Origin of the sequence: Collinsella sp. AM20-15AC (assembly GCF_003471405.1) — a bacterium.
Classification (GTDB): domain Bacteria; phylum Actinomycetota; class Coriobacteriia; order Coriobacteriales; family Coriobacteriaceae; genus Collinsella.
Genome location: NZ_QRJA01000002.1, coordinates 113223 through 132085, shown reverse-complemented (window position 1 = coordinate 132085; position 18863 = coordinate 113223). Strand labels below are relative to the sequence as shown.

The 18863-nt window shown below is 59.5% G+C and carries 17 protein-coding genes; 6 read left to right on the top strand and 11 right to left on the bottom strand.

Translation table 11 applies throughout. The annotated features are described in order from the left end of the window. Position 1 precedes the first annotated feature (1 nt). The 3 genes from nusG (at position 2) to rplA (ending at position 1912) form a co-directional block, all read left to right on the top strand. Positions 2–538, top strand: a complete 537-nt coding sequence (gene nusG / locus DW233_RS01460) for a transcription termination/antitermination protein NusG (protein ID WP_006234984.1) — start codon at positions 2–4, stop codon at positions 536–538. A 120-nt stretch (positions 539–658) separates the two neighbouring features. Beyond that, positions 659–1087, top strand: coding sequence for a 50S ribosomal protein L11 (gene rplK / locus DW233_RS01455; RefSeq protein WP_022093893.1), 429 nt, complete (start codon positions 659–661; stop codon positions 1085–1087). Positions 1088–1204: 117 nt separating this feature from the next. Further along, positions 1205–1912 carry a 50S ribosomal protein L1 gene (rplA, locus tag DW233_RS01450; protein WP_117736544.1) on the top strand — a complete coding sequence of 236 codons (708 nt, stop codon included), beginning with the start codon at positions 1205–1207 and terminating at the stop codon, positions 1910–1912. Positions 1913–2037: 125 nt separating this feature from the next. On the opposite strand, the gene DW233_RS01445 is transcribed toward rplA, so the two are convergent. The 10 genes from DW233_RS01445 to DW233_RS01400 all read right to left on the bottom strand — a co-directional run bounded on the left by DW233_RS01445 (position 2038) and on the right by DW233_RS01400 (position 14074). Continuing rightward, entirely contained in the window at positions 2038–2748 is a 711-nt protein-coding gene (locus DW233_RS01445; RefSeq protein WP_118266328.1) for a metallophosphoesterase, read from the bottom strand. After that, positions 2745–4661, bottom strand: coding sequence for a BMP family ABC transporter substrate-binding protein (locus DW233_RS01440; RefSeq protein ID WP_118266326.1), 1917 nt, complete (start codon positions 4659–4661; stop codon positions 2745–2747). Before DW233_RS01440 ends, DW233_RS01445 begins: the two co-directional genes overlap by 4 nt. A gap of 91 nt (positions 4662–4752) precedes the next feature. Beyond that, entirely contained in the window at positions 4753–5520 is a 768-nt protein-coding gene (locus DW233_RS01435) for a mechanosensitive ion channel family protein (RefSeq protein WP_118266324.1), read from the bottom strand. 128 nt (positions 5521–5648) lie between these two features. Continuing rightward, entirely contained in the window at positions 5649–7676 is a 2028-nt protein-coding gene (locus DW233_RS01430; RefSeq protein ID WP_118266323.1) for a bifunctional UDP-sugar hydrolase/5'-nucleotidase, read from the bottom strand. Positions 7677–7834: 158 nt separating this feature from the next. Then, entirely contained in the window at positions 7835–8629 is a 795-nt protein-coding gene (locus tag DW233_RS01425; RefSeq protein ID WP_022093887.1) for an ABC transporter ATP-binding protein, read from the bottom strand. Further along, complete coding sequence (locus DW233_RS01420) at positions 8622–9545, bottom strand: ABC transporter permease (RefSeq protein ID WP_117655043.1); 924 nt, start codon at positions 9543–9545, stop codon at positions 8622–8624. Before DW233_RS01420 ends, DW233_RS01425 begins: the two co-directional genes overlap by 8 nt. Before the next feature lie 204 nt (positions 9546–9749). Continuing rightward, positions 9750–10730, bottom strand: a complete 981-nt coding sequence (locus tag DW233_RS01415) for an ABC transporter substrate-binding protein (RefSeq protein WP_117799698.1) — start codon at positions 10728–10730, stop codon at positions 9750–9752. Between the two features lie 160 nt (positions 10731–10890). After that, positions 10891–11676, bottom strand: a complete 786-nt coding sequence (locus tag DW233_RS01410) for a hypothetical protein (RefSeq protein WP_117736550.1) — start codon at positions 11674–11676, stop codon at positions 10891–10893. 249 nt (positions 11677–11925) lie between these two features. Next, positions 11926–13329 carry an asparagine--tRNA ligase gene (asnS, locus tag DW233_RS01405; protein WP_117736592.1) on the bottom strand — a complete coding sequence of 468 codons (1404 nt, stop codon included), beginning with the start codon at positions 13327–13329 and terminating at the stop codon, positions 11926–11928. Positions 13330–13510: 181 nt separating this feature from the next. Then, positions 13511–14074 carry a PTS glucose transporter subunit IIA gene (locus DW233_RS01400; protein WP_118266321.1) on the bottom strand — a complete coding sequence of 188 codons (564 nt, stop codon included), beginning with the start codon at positions 14072–14074 and terminating at the stop codon, positions 13511–13513. Between the two features lie 247 nt (positions 14075–14321). Here DW233_RS01400 and DW233_RS01395 point away from each other — a divergent pair, with 247 nt between their 5' ends. Then, on the top strand, positions 14322–15224 hold the full coding sequence (locus DW233_RS01395; protein ID WP_117736551.1) for an alpha/beta hydrolase: 903 nt from the start codon (positions 14322–14324) through the stop codon (positions 15222–15224). 113 nt (positions 15225–15337) lie between these two features. On the opposite strand, the gene DW233_RS01390 is transcribed toward DW233_RS01395, so the two are convergent. Next, the gene (locus DW233_RS01390; RefSeq protein ID WP_117775869.1) at positions 15338–15988 is read right to left on the bottom strand and encodes a GntR family transcriptional regulator; all 651 of its coding nucleotides are present in this window, start codon (positions 15986–15988) and stop codon (positions 15338–15340) included. Between the two features lie 254 nt (positions 15989–16242). Here DW233_RS01390 and DW233_RS01385 point away from each other — a divergent pair, with 254 nt between their 5' ends. Together DW233_RS01385 and DW233_RS01380 are read left to right on the top strand one after the other, a co-directional pair. Further along, positions 16243–17019 carry a dimethylarginine dimethylaminohydrolase family protein gene (locus DW233_RS01385; protein ID WP_117583089.1) on the top strand — a complete coding sequence of 259 codons (777 nt, stop codon included), beginning with the start codon at positions 16243–16245 and terminating at the stop codon, positions 17017–17019. 109 nt (positions 17020–17128) lie between these two features. Next, positions 17129–18592: a basic amino acid/polyamine antiporter gene (locus tag DW233_RS01380; protein WP_118266319.1), complete on the top strand. Its 1464-nt coding sequence runs from the start codon at positions 17129–17131 to the stop codon at positions 18590–18592. The last annotated feature ends 271 nt before the right edge of the window (positions 18593–18863 follow it).

The window sequence follows — 18863 nt, the reverse complement described above, 5'->3', positions numbered from 1 at the left end:
CATGTCTAAGCGTTGGTACGTCGTTCACACTTACTCTGGATACGAGAACCGCGTTAAGTCCGATCTCGAGCATCGTATCGAGACCATGGGCATGCAGGACCGTATCTTTGATATCGAGATTCCTATGGAGCGCGTCACCGAGATCAAAGAGGGTGGCAAGCGCGAGACCAAGGATTCTAAGATCTTTCCGGGTTATGTCCTGGTTCGCATGGAGATGGATGACGATGCGTGGACGTGTGTTCGCAACACGCCCGGCGTCACCGGTTTCCTAGGCGGCAACGGCAAGCCCGCTCCGCTTTCCCGCGACGAGTACAACAAGATGACTCGTCGTCCCGGTAAGGGCGATTCGCCCAAGCGCACCTCGGTTGATATTCAGGTCGGCACGTCCGTCCGCGTCACCGATGGCCCGCTTACCGACTTTGATGGCAAGGTCTCCGAGGTTAACACCGAGGCTGGCAAGCTCAAGGTCACGCTGATGATCTTTGGCCGCGAGACGCCGGTCGAGCTCGACTTTAACCAGGTCGCTGTCATCGCTTAAGTTTTCGTCCGTTCGCGCGAGCGTGCTTCTTCTGTGACTGCTCATCTCAGGAGTGCTTCTAACACGTGCGTGCTTACGATATAGCAAGTACTTCACACTCGTGATTCGAAAGGAATGACCATGGCTGAGAAGAAGGTTGCCAACGTCATTAAGCTCCAGATTCCTGCTGGTGCAGCTAACCCCGCTCCTCCCGTCGGCCCCGCTCTGGGCGCTGCTGGCGTGAACATCATGCAGTTCTGCCAGGCCTTTAACGCCGAGACGCAGGACAAGAAGGGCGACATCATCCCCGTTGAGATCTCTGTCTACGAGGATAAGTCCTTCTCCTTCATCACCAAGACCCCGCCGGCGGCTCACCTCATCAAGAAGGAGCTGAACCTCAAGTCTGGTTCCGCTAAGCCCCAGGCCGACAAGGTTGGTCAGCTCTCCCAGGAGCAGCTCACCAAGATCGCCGAGATCAAGATGCCGGACCTCAATGCCAACGACATTGACGCCGCCAAGAAGATCATCGCCGGTACCGCCCGTTCCATGGGCGTCACCATCGCTGAGTAGCGATTTCTTATGGTAACGACGGGTGCTCCGACCGGGGCGCCCGTTAAATGTGTGCAATAGGGCACACGATACGATGTGGGAGGGCTCACGCCCGTTTAACCACAGGAGGTAATGCACATGGCTAAGCATGGTAAGAGCTATAACGCCGCTGCCGAGAAGATCGATCGCGCCACGCTCTACACCCCCCTTCAGGCTGCCAAGCTCATTAAGGAGCTCGACACCGCCAAGTTCGACGAGACCGTCGAGGCCCACTTCCGTCTGGGCATCGATACTCGTAAGGCTGACCAGAACATCCGTGGTTCCATCTCCCTGCCCCACGGCACCGGCAAGACCGTTCGTGTTGCCGTCTTCGCCGAGGGCGAGAAGGCCCGCGAGGCTGAGGCTGCCGGCGCCGACATCATCGGTTCCGACGAGCTTGTCGCCCAGATTCAGAAGGGCGAGATCAACTTCGACGCCGCTATCGCTACGCCGAACATGATGGCCAAGGTTGGCCGCATCGGTAAGATCCTTGGTCCCCGTGGCCTCATGCCGAACCCCAAGCTCGGCACCGTGACCATGGACGTCGCCAAGATGGTCTCCGAGCTCAAGGCTGGCCGCGTTGAGTACCGCGCCGACCGCTACGGCATCTGCCACGTGCCCCTGGGCAAGAAGTCCTTCACCGAGCAGCAGCTCGTCGAGAACTACGCTGCCCTGTACACCGAGATCCTGCGCGTCAAGCCCTCTTCTGCTAAGGGCAAGTACGTCAAGTCCATCTCCGTGTCTTCCACCATGGGCCCTGGCGTCAAGGTCGATCCCGCTATCCAGCGCGACTTCCTGGCTGAGTAACTAATAGTTACTGCCTGAGCAAAGCAAGCATTGCTAAAGAAACCCGGTTCTGCCTTGTGCAGGACCGGGTTTCTTGCTATCGCGTCAAAAGCACCACAAAGGGGACGGTGTCCCCTTTGTGGTGGTTACCAGGGGGTTCTGGCGGTTGAGGACTCGATGGCCTCGTGGCGCTTGAGCTCGCGGCGCATGGTTTGCGAATTGAGCCAGGCTGCTTGCCAGCCACGGATGGGGTAGCGCGTCTCGTCGAGTTCAAACTGCGTATAGCCGCAGGCGTTGATGATCGTTGCCCCGCATGCGTGCTGACGCTCGCGCTGAAATTCGCAACCGTAGCTTTGGTGCACATGCCCGTGCACCATGTAGTCGGGATTCCAGGATTCGAGTGCCGTGTTAAAGCATTCGAATCCTCGATGCGGTAGATCATCCAGATCGCCCATACCGGCGGCGGGTGCATGGGTAAGCAGAATGTCGCACCCGCCGACCATCCTAACCTTACGCGACAGCTTACGCATGCGCTTGGACATCTCGCGTTCGGTGTACATGTTGGCGCCGTCGCGATAACGCATGGACCCGCCAAGGCCCGCAATTCGAATCCCTCGGTACGTGTACACGCTGTCTTCTACGCAGATACATCCGCCCGGTGCATGACGTGCGTAGCGGTCATCGTGATTGCCGCGCACGTAGATGAGCGGTTTGTTGATGACCGTGACCAAAAACTCAAGATAGTCCGGGTCCAGATCGCCGGCGGACAAAATCAGGTCGACGCCCTCAAAGCGTTCCTTGCGAAAGCACTCCCAAAGGCATCGTTCTTCGGTATCGGCTATGGCAAGGATTTTCATAGGACAGGGACTTTCGGCTCATCGTCGAGCTGCGGAATGGTGCCTACCACGTTGTCAGCTAGCCAATTCATCTCGACAATCTGCGTGCTCGGCAGCGGAGGGAAGCCTTCGATCTGTACCACGCCGTTCTGGCTGTGGAGCTCGCCGCCAAAGGGGTTGATGGAGCCCTCGACAATGCCGTTGCGGAGCAACTGCACGAGTTTGCGCGTCTGGTAGGGTAGGCCCGGAGCGTAACGGATGTCGATAACGCCGGAGCTCATGCCGTACCAGTAGTTGACGGCGCGCACTTGGTTGTCGTCGCTGGTCTCGTCCCACGTGCCGTGCAGAAGGCTGCGAACGATGAGCTCGTAGTAACGGCCCCAGTTCCATACGGGCATGGCGATGTCGGAAACCTTGCCATCGACCAGGCGGTGGAGTCCGTAGGCCGTAGGGTCTTCGAGCGACTTTGACATGTCAGCGCCGGTCATGACGCTCACGCCTTCGCGGCACATGGCCTCGGCGAGACCTCCAGCGGGCACATCACCCCAGGTCAGGATAATTTGCGCACGGGGGTCGAGCAGCGAGGCGCCAATCGCAAAGGCGTTGATCTCGCTGAGTGCGCCCGAGGCGAAGACCGACGCGTGGTAACCGATGCGGTGGTTGTCCGCCATGCTGGCGGCAAGGGCGCCCAGGAGAAACTTGGCTTCGTACATCTTGCCAAAGTACGAACGGACGCTTTGATGGGGAAGGCCGATAGAGCAGTTGAGGAACCGAACCCGGGGATACTCAACGGCAGCCCTGAGCGTGTATTCCATCAGGCGGTGCGAGGTCGAGAAGATGACGTTTGCTCCATGTTTGACAGCCGTTTCCACGGCGGCGTAGAACACGTCCGGATCGTGACAGTCCTCGAACGCCTCGGTGCGCACGATACCGCCAAAGTGCTCATCGAGATACTGACGCCCTTGGTCGTGCAGGCTGTCCCAGCTCGACGTCGCACAGGGGAACTCATGGATAAAGGCGATGCGCAGGGGGTTGGCCGCCGAGTAGACGGTCTTGCCCATAAAGAAGTTGAGCACACCGGAGGTGGACTTGGCGGGCGACTCCTCCTCATCGACGCTCGGCGCTTCGACAAGATCGACCTTGTCCTCGTCATTTTTGCCGGCAATGACCAGCTCGCGCCAAATCTTGCACAGGCGGTTTACGACGATATCCGTCGGCGTATCCAGCAGGCGGTCCTGGTTGTACACATTGAGGTAGACGAGCATGGCGTCGGCGGGCGTAATGTCCAGGTGGTCGCCGCCTGCGCGAAGGTAGGCGCGCTTAAAGAGCAGGAAGGTGTGGCGCAGGTAGTCGACCTTTTTCTGCGGCCATTTTTCGATAAGGTTCTGACCGAGCATCTTGGCGAGCGTCTCGTAGCTTCCCTCACGCGAGAACTCGATCTCGTATAGGGGGCAGACGCGCCAAAACGCGCAGAACTCGCCGTACAGGCGGCTTTCGACGGAATCCCATGTGCCGGGGTAGAGACGGGTGACCCTGACCGAAACCGTTGGAGCGTCCAGGAATTTGAGGACACTGACGCGTTTGTTGCCTTCCTGGACATAGAACCGATGCATAAACTCGGTGACGATGATGGGGTCGCGATAGCCCTCGGTTACCTGGATGTCGTAGAGGTTGGACCACTTGCGGGCGAACTCGGTGTTAAACGGAAGCAGGGGCATAAAGTTACACGAAAAGGCGGACTGACGGCCTTTGGTGACCGTGCCGATGACCATTTCGAGCGGAATATCCCGCAGGCCGACATTCTCTCGCTGACCTAAGGGGAGCTGAGCAACCAAACTGTCGAGGTCCGTAAGGTATGGATGCTCGCTTTGGCTAATGGCGCGTCGACGTCCTTGCTCGCCGCGCTTGCGTGCTTGACGATAGGCCTCTTCCATGATGTTGCTCCCTTAGTCGTTTAAACAACTATATAAACCATGGTACCACGAATGAAAACCACCACAAAGGCGCCTGTCCCTTTTTGGCGGGTTAGGCGATGATAGGGGCGATGGCGCGGATGCAGGCGTCGGCTGCCGTGAAAGTAGTGCTGTCGTCGCTGACGATAAAGATGATCTTTCCTTTGATGCCAAAGTCGCCGATTTCGCTAAAGAGTATGTAGGGCTCCTTGTCAAAGCCCGAGATGGGCGAGACGGCCGTTTTGGTTGCGCTCGTGAGCTCGTCTGCCAGCGCGTCAAGAGAAGCCCACTTAGACGTGTCCTTTACGGCAACGGGCACGGCCACGCGCCCAAAGGGCATCAAATGCACGAGCGTGTTCTTGGAGATGTTGGAGTTGGGCACAATGATGGTCTGCCCGCAGGCATCCTCGATGGTCGTGTGGCGCCAGGTGATGTCTTGGACCACGCCCGACACGCCGCCGACCTCGATATTGTCGCCGGGCTTGATGATGCCCATGAAGGTCACCTGCATACCGCCGATAAGGTTCGACAGCGTGTCCTGAAAGCCGAGCGAGATGGCGATGCCGCCGACGCCAAGAGCGGCGACGAGCGCGTTTGCATTAATGCCAAAACAGTTGTCGAGGATAAAGCTGCCGCCGATCATCCAGATGACGGCGCGTGTGATGTTGATGAAGATGCTCGATGCTGGGAGCGGGTTATCATCGCGGTTAAGCAGGTGGTGCAGGGTCTTGGACGCGATTTTGGCGGCAACGGCGGTGCCGATGGCCAAGATACCGGCCCAGATGATGTTGTGGACCCATCGTTGTGCAAAGAAATGAAGAATTGGCTCAAACAATTCCATGTAGGGAAACCTCCTCATGATCATCCAACCATGATACCCACCAAGAAGCCCGTCCGATCAAATTCGTACGGGCTTCTGTGCTCGATATAAGGTTTATGCGGCGGGGCTGCAAGGCCCGGCGGTGTAGCTTAGCGTCGACGCTTCCAGATAATGCCGAGAATGATGACGATGATGCCGCCGATAAGGCACGTGCCAACTACTGCCAGCGTGCGGTCTCCCGTTGCGGCGAGCTTGCCGGTCGTCTTCTTGGTGATGACCTTCGTGGTCGTCGCGTCCGTCTTAGGCGAGGGCTCAGGCGTCGGGGCCGGTGTGGGCGTGGCGTCCACGGCAGCGGAGCCAAAGCTGATGGTGCCGGCGAGTCCGGCCATCTTGCTCTCCCAGCCGTTTTGCCCAATCAGCGCCCTCAGCGCCGCCTCACACGTGCCCCACTCGGTGCGCTTGGTGGCGTGTGCGAAGGTGGGGAAGTCGGTCGTGTTGGTAATGATGTAGTTGTTGGTGGCGACGGTGTAGGTCTTGGCGGGGTCGAGCGTGCTGCCATCCTTGGTGAGCGTGGCGCTCACGATGCGTTTGCCTTCGGGCTGCGTCCAATCGATTGTCACGTTGATTCCGCCGAAGGAAAGGACGCTGCCGGAGTCGTCGCGCCACTTGTACATGTCTTGCGCCTCCTGCTCGGTGTGGCCGGCCGCTACGTAGGCTTGCTGAAGCTCGTAGCTGTGATTGCACTCGTCGCTGATCTGCAGCGAGTGCTCGAGCGCTGCGAGGAAGTCCGCACCGGTCATGGTCCAGGTCTCCACGGTGTTGCCGTAGGGCGAGATAGCGATGACGTTGCCTGCGGTCACATCGCCTGCAGCGATGCCGCCGCGGATGCCACCCGCGTTTTCGATAGCGAGGTCTGCGCCCGTCAGGTCAAGATAGGAGCCGCAGATCACATGGTCGATGGTCTGGGCCTTGGTGGTGTCGCCCTCCTTGCTGGGGCGGAAATCGGTGGTGCGCACCATTTCCCAACCATGCGTGCCTGCGGCGTCCTCGCCGTAGAAATAGTTGGTGGTGGATGTGCCGAGCACCTTGTTCGATTCGTTTTCAAAGGCCTCGTCGAGCGGCTTGATCTTGTTGCGGACGGCTTCAAGGCGGCTTTGGTAGTCGGAGCCCTTGTCGGGGTCTGCCAAAAGGTCGTTGACGTTCTTGGCGGTGTAGAGCTTCTCGTCACTGCCGTCTGCAGGGACCGTGACCGTGTCATCGTCGGTCGTCTCGGTGCCATTCGTGTCGTACTTGTACGGAATGGAAAGCAGCCCCACCTCGGCAAAGGCGCTGCCCGCTTCGACGACGCGGACCGACTTGCCGTCAGCCCCCGTCACGTTTTCGTCTAAGTTGATGTGCTCGTGGCCCGCGACCAGTGCATCGACCCCAACGAGCTTTGCAGCAAAGGTCTTGGCGTTGAGCGTGTGCGCGATACAGACGACAACGTTGCAGCCCTCTGTCTCGCGCAGTCGCTTGGCCTCGGCATTGATGGCGTTCGCGGCACTCGAGAACGACGTACCCGCGACCAGGTCCGCGCGCAGCGAGGATTCCAGCGACTCATCCATGGCACCCACGACGCCGACCTTGATTTTGTAGTCGAATGTGGAGTGATCTTCGCTATCCTCCCAGGTGCGATCGAGCGTCTTGGTGATACTCGAGCTCCATACGCCGCTCGTAGACTTCGCGTTCGCGCAGAGCATGGCGAAGGGCGTGCCGGTGGGGCTGTAGCCGGTCATGGTGCGGAGCTTGTCCGCGCCGTAGCTCCAGTCGTGGTTGCCCGGCGTGGTCGCGTCGTAGCCGTCTGCATAGAAGGTGTCCATGAGCTCGGCGATGCTCTTACCCTCGCTCATGGTGGCAAAGGACTGCCCGTGGAAGGTATCGCCCGCATCGAGCAAAAGATCGGGGGCGCTGCTTTGGGCGCTATAGAGAACCGCCAGTCCGTCAAAGCCCACAGTGCCGGTGCCCTTGCTTGCGTTGTAGCTGTACTTGTAGCTGCCGTGGATATCGTTGGTGTGCATGACGGCCACGGAGCCGTCAATAGCGGCGGGCAGGTTCCCCGCGAAAGCGAGGCTTGGGATGCCTGCGAGCGAGCCGGCAAACAACGCGGCGGCTAACGCAAGGCGGGGGAGTCTTTTCATGGCAGTTTCCTTAGTCCTTAGCCAGAAAGTCTGGTTGAATATCGGATTATCGACATAATATGCGAAAACCGTCGCAAAGGTATCTGTTCCTTTGCGGCGGTTTTGACGTTTGCGCAGATAAAACCTGCCAAAATAAACCTGTCCCTTATTGGCAGGTTTTAGCTCAGCAGCATGCGGTCGTTGGCGAGCTCGCCGCCCGAGACCTCCTCGAACTTCTGCAGCAGGTCGGCGACGGTGAGCGACTTCTTCTCGTCGCCCGCCACGTCGTAGATAACGTGGCCCTCGTGCATCATGATCAGGCGATTGCCCAGACGGATGGCGTCATTCATGTTGTGCGTGACCATGAGCGTGGTCAGGTGGTTCTCGTCGACAATCTCCTCGGTCAGATTGAGCACCTTAGAGGCGGTCTTGGGGTCGAGTGCCGCGGTGTGCTCGTCGAGCAGCAGCAAGCGCGGCTTGGTGAGCGTGGCCATGAGCAGCGTGAGTGCCTGGCGCTGGCCACCCGAAAGCAGGCCGACCTTGGCGTTGAGGCGCGTGTCCAGGCCAAGGTCCAGGCGCTTGAGCAACTCAACGTACTCGTCCTTCTCGGCCTTGGTGACGCCCCACGAAAGGCCGCGACGCTGGCCGCGACGCTTGGCGAGGGCCAAGTTCTCGGCAATCTGCATGTCGGCTGCGGTGCCGCGCATGGGATCCTGGAACACGCGGCCCAGGTACTTGGCGCGCTGCGACTCGCTCAGGCGCGAGATGTCGGTGCCGTCGAGCTCGATAACGCCCGAATCGAGCGGATATACGCCGGCAATCATGTTGAGCAGCGTGGATTTGCCGGCGCCGTTGCCGCCGATCACAGTTACAAAGTCGCCGTCGTTGAGGGTAAGGTCGACGCCGGTGAGCGCGCGCTTCTCGGTGACGGTGCCCTTGTTAAAGGTCTTCTTGACGTGCGAGAGCTTAAGCATCTGCCTCATCTCCCTTCGTGTAGGAGCTGCGGAGCTTATAGCGCTCCCAAACCACGGGAACGCACAGGGCCACGGCGACGATCACGGCGGAGAGCAGCTTCATGTCGTTGGCGTCCATGCCCAGTTGCAGCACGATGGCGCGGATGAGGAAGTACACCACGGAGCCAAAGACGGCGGAGGCCAGACGGACGGAGAACTGCGTGAGACCGCCGGGCAGCAGGCGGCCGAGCACCTCGCCGATGACGATGGCGGCAAGACCGATAACGATGGCGCCGGTACCCATGCCAATGTCGGCATACTTCTGGCTCTGGCAGATGAGCGCACCCGAAAGGCCAATGAGGGCGTTGGAGAGCACGAGGGCGATCATTTTGGTGGAGTTGGTGTTGACGCCTAGGGCGCGGATCATGTACTCGTTGTTGCCGGTGGCACGCAGCGCCGAGCCGATCTCGGTGCCAAAGAACCAGTACAGGATGGCGACGATGGCCACGGCCAGCACAATGCCTAGGATAATGGCAACAGTGGACTGCGGCAGGCCCGTCATGTTGCTGACGGATGAGAAGATAGTGCCCTTGGCAAGGATGGGCGTGTTGGACTTGCCCATGATGCGCAGGTTGATGGACCACAGACTGATCTGCGTAAGGATTCCGGCGAGGATTGCGGGAATCTCAAAGACGGTGGTCAAGATGCCCGTGACGGCGCCCGCGATGGCGCCGGCGCACATGCCGGCCAGCACGGCGAGCAAGGGGTCGACGTTATTGTTGACGATGAGTACGGCGCAGACACAGCCGCCGAGGGCAAAGCTGCCGTCGCAGGTCATATCGGGGATGTCGAGCAGGCGGAACGTGATAAACACGCCAAGCACCATAATGCCCCAGAGGACGCCCTGCGAAACGGCGCCCTGCAATGCAATGAGCATGCTTCATACCTCCTAGGATAGGGTGGACACGTGATTTTCCATAATAGCGGTACCAATGCATAAAAGAGCTGCGGACGGATGTTTTGTCTCATCCGAAACAAGCAGGGCGAACGCCGGTCTTTAGCGTTCGCCCCAAGGACTCAGATATTGAATAACGCGGCTGTGGCGCGCGTGCGGGCCCTAGACGCGTTACCGCGCATGGCGCTACTCGTCCAGAGCGGAAAGGTCGATACCCAGAGCCTCGGCCATCTCGTCGTTCTTGACGACGACCAGGTCCTTGCTCGAGAGGTGCTTGATCGGCATATCCTCGGGCTTGGCCTCGCCCTTCAGGATCTTAACGGCCATCTCGCCCGCGGCGTAGCCCAGGTCCTTATAGTTGATGGAGAGGGTGAACAGGCCGCCGGCCATGCACATACCCTCCTCGCCGGTCACGAAGGGGAGCTTATTCTCCTTGCAGATCTGGCCGACCTGCGAAGCGCCCGCGGCGATGGTGTTGTCAGTGGGGGAGTACAGCGCGTCGACCTTGCCCACGGAGGACTCGACGACGGACTGAATCTCGTTGGAGCTCGAGACGGTGAAATCGGTGTACTCGAGGCCCAGCTTGTTGAGCTCCTTCTTGGCGGCTTTGATCTGGACGTCGGAGTTGGACTCGGCGGTGCAGTAGAGCAGGCCGACCTTTTTAACGTCGGGCAGGACCTTCTGCATCATCTCGAGCTGCTCGGCGACTGGGGTGAGGTCGGAAGCGCCCGTGACGTTGGTGCCGGGCTTGTCGTTGTCCTGGACCAGGCCGGAGGCGGCGTAGTCGGTGATGGCACAGCCCACGATGGGGATATCGGCCGTGGCGCCGGCGGCAGCCTGCGCGGCGGGCGTGGCGATGGCATAAATCAGGTTGACGTTGTCGCCCACAAACTTGTCGGCAATGGACTTACACGTGGACTGGTCGTTCTGAGCGTTCTTCTGGTCGATCTTGACCTTAAGGCCGCTCTCCTTGATGGCCTTGACAAAGCCATCGTTGGCGGCGTCGAGTGCGGAGTGCTCGGTGAGCTGCAGAACGCCGATGGTGTAGTCGGAACCGGCGGCAGCAGAGCCGGAACCAGAGTTGCCGCCGCATCCGGCGAGCGGGGCGAGCGCGAGCAGGCCGGCGGAGACCAGAAGGCTCCTGCGGCTGATGGTGATGTCCTTCATATCATTACCCCCAGTATAAAAATGGCTGGAAACACTGCACTGGGACAAAGTGCAAGTGGGACTATAGTAGCGCTGATGTCCATTTTTACAACAGCCTGGCGGGTTTTTTAATACAGAATCGGATGGGCGGTACGGGTAGTCGAATGGGCGGCGGAGGGTCTTATGCGGCGGAGGCGGCGTCGTCCTCGTCCAGGGCGGCGAAGAGCTTCTTGCCGTCGAGGAGACGTGTGGTGACGTTTCTCATGCGGCCGATCTCAACGGTACGCAACGTGTCATCGGCGCCTCGCGCGTCATAGACCGTTCCCAGCAAATACGAGATGCCGTCTCGTTGCTTGATGGCAAAGGGCCGGAGTGTCATCCGTGCCACTTCGACCTCTCCGCGTGCCGTGACACTCGAAATATCAAAACTCACCGTGGTTCCGTGGTCGATGGCCTGCTCGATGAGCTCGCAGGCATCGATGCGCTTGACGGGCGTGCGTGTGGCCTTGGTGGATTTGCCGCCTGCGCTTGGAGCAGGCTCGGGTGCATCGAGGTAGCCGCGAACGTCGGCACTCGCCATGGCGACCAGGTGCTGCGCCATGCTTTTTCGAATGGCGATGGGCGTAGAGCGGTTGCGCATGACCATGCCGTGGAGTCGGATGATTTCTTCGTCGGTGAGCGGACGGGTCAAGAGCCGATACCCCACGCCGCGCTTGTACTCAATTTCGTATCCAGCATGGCGAAGTGCGGAGATGGCGGTGTAGATGCTGCGCCGCGCCGCCGAGATGGGCATGCGGGCGGGGTCGTCGGGATGGGCGAGGCGCCGGATCAACTCATCGGAAAGCATGGCCTTGTCCTCACCGGTGTTTTCGCTCAATAGTTGCAGGATGCGAACGGCGCGATAGGCTGCCATCGAGGCGGCGCCCCTCGTCGTGGTCTCGTAAGTTTCAACAGCGGTTTCGGTCATGGCGCCCACGTCCTTTCCGTTTTGGGTGGCGACGGTATGGAGCCTAGGACGAGGGGCTTTCCCAGGGGCGCAGGACGCCCTGGGCGGTCGGTAGCCGTCGGCAAGCGGCGGGTCGAGTTTTCAACAGCCCTGCCCAACTGACCAAAAACTTGCCAAAAGCTTGACGGATGCTGTTGAAAAAAGCGCCCCTCGGCTTGCCGAGAGGCGCTGGCGTGATGCGCTGGAACGCGTTTGGTGGCGCTGTGGCGATTAGAAGTCGGCGTTGCCCACGGTGCGCGGGTGCGGCAGGACGTCGCGGATGTTGCCCACACCGGTCAGATACATGACCAAGCGCTCGAAGCCCAGACCGTAGCCGGCGTGCTTGCAGGAACCGTAGCGGCGCAGGTCAAGGTAGTACTTGTACTGCTCGGGATTCATGCCCAGGTCCTTGATGCGGGCTTCGAGCAGATCCAGGCGCTCCTCGCGCTGGGAGCCGCCGATAATCTCGCCGATACCGGGAACCAGGCAGTCGGCGGCGGCGACGGTCTTGCCGTCCTCGTTCATGCGCATGTAGAACGCCTTGATCTCGGCCGGATAGTCGGTCACAAAAGTCGGTCGCTTAAAGTGCTCCTCGGTCAGGAAGCGCTCGTGCTCGGTCTGCAGGTCGATGCCCCAGCTCACGGGATAGTCAAACTTGTGACCGGCGGCGACGGCCTGCTCCAGGATTTCGATGGCCTCGGTATAGGTGACGCGGGCAAAGTCGGAGTTTGCCACGTGGTCCAGGCGCTCGAGCAGACCCTTGTCCACAAACTTGTTGAGCATATTGAGCTCGTCGGGGCAGGTTGCCATGACGTCCTTAAGGACGTACTTGAGCATGGCCTCGGCGTTATCCATGTAGTCGTTAAGGTCGGCAAAGGCCATCTCGGGCTCGATCATCCAAAACTCGGCGGCGTGGCGCGTGGTGTTGGAGTTTTCGGCGCGGAAGGTGGGGCCAAAGGTGTACACGTCGCCAAAGGCCATGGCAAAGTTCTCGGCATTGAGCTGGCCGGACACGGTGAGGCTCGCGTGCTTGCCAAAGAAGTCTTGGCTCCAGTCGACCTCGCCGGACTCGGTGAGGGGCGGATTTTTGGGGTCGAGCGTGGTCACGCGGAACATCTCGCCGGCGCCCTCGCAATCACTCGTGGTGATGATAGGGGTGTTGACGTAGACAAAGCCCTGCTCCTGGAAGAAGCGGTGGATGGCGGCAGCCGCGACAGAACGGATGCGGAACACGGCACGGAACAGGTTGGTGCGCGGGCGCAGGTGCTGCTGGGTGCGCAGGAACTCGACGGTTGCGCGCTTCTTCTGCAGCGGGTAATCCGGGGCGCTGACGCCCTCGACCTCGATGGAGGTGGCAGAAAGCTCGAAAGGCTGGGGTGCATCGGGGGTCAGCTTGACGGTGCCGGTGCAAATGAGTGCGGCCGAGACGTTTTGATGGGCGATCTCGTCGTAGTTGTCGAGCGCCTCGCGGTTCATGACGACCTGCAGGTCGCGGAAGCAGCTGCCGTCGTTGAGCGTAACAAAGCCAAAGTTCTTCATGTCGCGGACGGACTTGACCCAGCCGGCAACGGTGACGGTCTGGCCGCCGAGCGACTCGGCATCGACATAGAGCTGCGCGATTTTGGTGCGGTTCACGTATCCTCCCATAACGGTTGAATGATAGTTATCCATACAGTTCGATATTCTAGCAGCTCGGCTCATTTGGGCTATACAGATAAGGCATTGGCGGGATGGTTTTTCAAACGAAAAGCGCCCGCGGCCAAATGGTCGCGGGCGCTTGACGAGGTGCCTTTTGGTTGTGTGGCGCGGGGCCTAGCTACTTGGTCTTGGCAACCAGCAGCGGGTCGCCAAGCTTGACGAGCGGGTTGCCGCCGATAAGCGTTCCAGACTCGCCGACATGGTCGATGCTCTTAAGACGATCGAGCTCGGAGACGATGACGGTCACGATGTCCTCGTGGCCGGCGGCCTTGATGGCCTCGCGATCGAAGCTGATGAGCGGCTGGCCGGCCTTGACCACATCGCCCATCTCGACAAAGCGGGCAAAACCCTTGCCGTTCATTTCCACGGTGCCCAGGCCAACATGGATGAATACGCGCAGACCGTCCTCGGTAATCATGCCGATGGAGTGGTTGGTGACAGTGGTGGCGCCGATGCGGCCGTTGGCGGGCGCATAGATGGTGCCGGTAATGGGCTCGATGCCATAGCCCTGGCCAAGCATGCCCGAGGCGATCGTCTCGTCGGGAACCTCGTCCAGGCTGACGAGCACGCCGTTGACGGGGGCATAGATGACGCCTTCGCGGGTGGCGAAGCTTGCTGCGGGCGGAACGGACGCCTCGCCGGTCGAGGTGAAGGTGGACTTAAGCGAATCGAGCAGACCCATAGTTGCCTCCAACGTATTAAGCGCGCATATGGCACGCGTGTAATGAAGCCGGAAACGTTTCGTATGTGTTTCCCGGCACGGTCAGCGCTCCTATTTTACGCTGTGAAACGATAGCGCTGAGCTGGGATTATGTGATATATCAGTTGAAGGTGAACTTATTGCGGGAGTGTTTCTGCGCCCTGGGCCCAACTGGGGTACGCTTGAGAGCGGAAAAATAGTGCGCACGAATTGCGCGAAGGGAGCACATATGATTGTCGAGAACCATGCACTGTGGGGCGAGGAGCCGACCGAGGAATATCCGGCGACGTTTACGTATTTGGGTGCCGAGCCGCTGCCCGACAAGCCCAATGGCCGCCGCCCCGCGGTGATCATCTGCGGCGGAGGCGGGTTTACGCATATCGCTCCGCACGAGCAGGACCCGGTGGCGTTTGCGTTTTTGGACCGCGGCTACCAGGCCTTTGTGCTCAACTATGTGACGAGCGCCACGGGCGACGTGAGCTTTCCGCACCCGCAGGCGGACCTCGCCAAGATGGTCGCTACCGTGCGCGCCAACGCCGACGAGTGGCATGTCGATCCCAAGCGCGTGTGCATCGTGGGTTTCTCGGCGGGCGGCATGATCTGCGCCTCGTTGGCAACGCAGTGGAAGACCGGACCCTTCGCGGGCCTTGCCGGGGCTCGTCCGGAGGATATTCGTCCCGACGCCGTGGTGCTGGGCTATCCGTTGCTCGACCTTGCCTATGTGCGCGATATGCAGACGCGCGACCCGCGCATCGACCTGCGCGTGCCCAAGACGGGTGGCAAGACAGGGCGCGATTTGCTCAACGACTATCTGTCGATGGTGACGGGCGGCGAGGCGACCGATGAGCACCTGACCGACATTTGCCCTACCACGCACGTTTCGCGCCAGATGCCCCCGACCTTTGTGTGGGGCGTTTCGGACGATAAGACGGCGCCGGTCGCGCAGGTCTACCCGTTTGCGCAGCGCATGGCCGAGGAGGGTGTTGCATGCGAGACGCACGTCTTTGACCAGGGTGGCCACGGCCTTTCGCTCGGTAACGCCAATACCGCGGTCGACAACGAGGACAAGCAGGTGGCGGTCCGTCCTTGGATTCGCCTAGCCTTCCGTTTCCTGGAGCGCCACGGTTTCTAGACCGCGCAGCACGAGAGTGGATAATCTCCCATTTTTTGGTCTGCTTTTCGACAAAAAAGGGGGATTATCCACTCTCGTGAGATGGGCGTCTGATGGCTTTCCTTGTTGTATTTCTACCAGACGGTGAACTGGGCGTTTTCCGTGTTCCAATGGACATCGCGAACGTAGTCGCGCACGCCCGTCGCATCTCGTGCTTCGAACAACTCAAGAATATGAGCATGTTCGTTGTTGGCTTTATTGAGCAGCTTACACGCCGTCTCCTGGTCAACAGTCTCGTAATCGCGCTTGATAAAGCAACGCTCGAGCTGCGAGATCATATCGCGCAGACGGTCGTTGCCACAGCGGTTGAAGTACGTAAGGTGAAAGTCTCGCTGAATGTCGTCATACTTACGGATGAGACCGCCTTGGATCGCGAGGTCCATGGAGCCGACGAGAAATTTCAGCTGCGTAATATCGTCGTCAGTTAGATTCGGACAGGCGAGATATGCGGCCTGCCCGTCGAGCGGCCCCATAATCTCAAAGACTTCAACGGCGTTTTGCTGATCGAACCCACGGACGCGGAATCCGCGGCGGGGGAGATTGTCCAGGTAGCCATCGCTTGCCAGCTGGATGAGCGCCTCGCGGACCGGCGTGCGCGACACGCCCATGGCATCGCAGATCGCTTGCTCGCTCAGCCGGTCGCCGGCGGACAACTCGCCGGCGTCAATACGGCTCGAAATATAGTCGTATACGTGGTCCTTCAGGGGCCTTCTGAGCGTTTCCATGAGCTTGTGTTCCTTAACGGTATATTTCTAAAATTAAATACGTTTCGCTTGAATAGCTCAGTCGAATTATAGAACGACCAGCTAAATCGTGCTACTTTGCGCCGATAAGCAGGAATACGCTTACCGAGGATTATCTACCGTTCGGGATTGTATACAATATACAAAACAGCAAAGACACCCTAAGATAAAGCCATCGGAAGGAAGGCGGACGCAAGGAAGTCCGCTCAGTACTATGAGATCCAAGGAGGATCATCATGACCAAGTTCAGCCACGTCATCATCCGTCGTCCCGGCAAGTCCCTGAGCAATGGCATCACGAGCGCTCCCGAGCTTGGCCAGCCCATCTACGAGCGCGCTATCGAGGAGCATTACGATTACGAGCACGCACTCGAGCAGTGCGGCGTTGACGTGTCGGTGCTGCCGGCACTCGAGCAGTATCCCGACAGCTGCTTCGTCGAAGATCCGGCCGTTATCACTCGCTGCGGCGCCATCATTACCAACCCCGGCGCCGATAGCCGCAACGGCGAGAAGGACGAGATTGAGCCGGCCGTCCGTCGCTTCTTTGACGACGAGCATGTCAAGCACATCGTTTCTCCGGGCACGCTTGACGGCGGCGACGTCATGATGGTCGGTGACCATTTCTACGTCGGTCGCTCCGCTCGTACCAACGAAGAGGGCATTCGCCAGTTCTGCGAGATTCTCGAGGGCTGGGGCCTCGAGGGTTCTGAGGTTCCGCTGGAGGAGGTCCTGCACCTCAAGACGGGCGTCAACTACATCGAGGACAACAACATGCTCGTCTCTGGTGAGTTCATCGATAAGCCCGACTTTGCCCAGTACAACAAGATCGTCGTGCCCGAGGACGAGGCGTACGGCGCAAACTGCATCTGGGTCAACGGTACGGTCATCGTTGCCGAGGGCTATCCGACTGTGCTCAAGGCCGTGCAGGATCTGGGCTACAAGACACTCGTCGTTGACACCTCCGAGTATCGCAAGGTCGACGGCGGCCTTTCTTGCCTGTCGCTGCGCTTCTAACGCGATAGCTGTAACAGTCTGATGATCGCTTGACCGATGGCCCGGCACCCGATTCGGGACGTCCGGGCCATCTTTCGTTCGATCACATGATGAAGGGGGTGCACATACAATGGCCTCTAAAGCTCAAAATGAAGAGATTATCGACCCTAATGGCCTCGATCTCTTTCGTCTGACCATGATGGTTATTACCGCCAGTATTTGTGGCGGCATCTTTTCGCTTGCCGGCGATATGGCAGCAGGCGGGGCAAATACCGGTGCGGTTATCGTCTCGTGGGGAATTTGCTTTATTGGCGTCTTTGCGCTGATGATGGTGTTCAACGGTTTGTCTCAGGCCCGTCCCGACCTGACCGGCGGCATCTATGCATACGCTGCGGCCGGTTTTGGCGATTACATTGGATTCAACTCCGCTTGGGGCTACTGGATCAGCGCATGTCTTTCCAACGTGAGCTTTGCGCTCTTGCTGTTTAGCGCGCTGGGCTATTTCTTCCCCGCGTTTGGCGCGGGTAACAACCTGCTTTCTATCGTCTGCGCCAGCGTGTTTTTGTGGTTCCTTACCGCCCTTGTGCTTCGTGGCGTTAAGGAGGCTGCGGGCATTAACACAATCGTCACGTTGGCGAAGCTGGTGCCGTTGGGGCTCTTTGTGCTGAGTATCGTGCTCCTGGGTAAGTTCAACGTCGATATCTTTATGGACAACTTCTGGGGAGAGCCGGCTGGTCCTGGCTTTGGCGAGCAGGTTGTCTCGACCATGATTGCCCTTGTCTGGGTCTTCACGGGCATCGAGGGCGCTGTCGTTATCTCGGGCCGTGCTAAGTACGTGCGTGACGTCGGCCGCTCGACGGCGCTCGGATTTGCGGCTGTATTCACGCTGTATCTGATCATCTCGATGCTGTCGCTCGGCATTATGCCGCGCGAGGAGATGGCATGGCTTGCAACGCCCTCCATGGCGGGAATTCTCGAGTGCGCAATCGGTCCGGTTGGTGCTGCCATCGTAAACCTTGGCGTTATCCTTTCGCTGGTCGGCGCGCTGCTGGGCTATGTCATCATTGCGTCCGAGACGCCGTTCGAGGCGGCGCGCCAGGGATCCTTCCCTCTGGCGTTTGCCAAGACGAACAAGCACGACGCCCCGGTGGTAACGGTTCTCGTGAGCTCCGGCATTACGCAGCTCTTCTTGATCGTGTCGTATGTGGCGGCGAGCACCTACCAGTTCTTCTATAGCTGCGCAGTCAACACGATTCTGGTTCCGTATGTCTGCTCGGCTGCCTATTACATGGTGATTGGTTGGAAGAAGGAGCATCTGGACGGACCGCATGCGCCAAGCGTCGGCAAGGCGCGATTCTTCGGCACGCTCGGCTTCATTTACACATTGTTCCTTGTGTGGTCGACGGGCCTCCAGGGCGTCATGATCACGACGATCCTTTTTGCTCCGGCCATTCCCGTTTATATGCTGGGCGAGCGAGGTCGCGGTAAGCCGGTACTTCCGCACCTGCACGACAAGCTGATCGCAGCGGTGGTCATTGTCGTGGCGGTCATCTCGCTGTATCTGCACTTTGCCGGCATTGCGCCGATAGTCTAAGACTGCGGCAAGCTTCATCGCTTGGTAAGCCGACGGAGGCGTCGCGTGCCGGTGCCGTTCGGTAATCCTTAACTGACGTGGGCCTCTGTAACGTGCCTTTGTGAGCGCCCACCAAGCCTGCGCAGGTGACATTTGTTGCCAGCGCGGGCTTTTGCAGTTGCGGTGGAATAGTTCCTGTTTTACTGGTTAAAGCATCAAGCGGGAACTATTCCACCGCAACTTGTTTTGATTCGCTGGGGGACGGAGGAAGCGACGATCCGGAATCCACCTG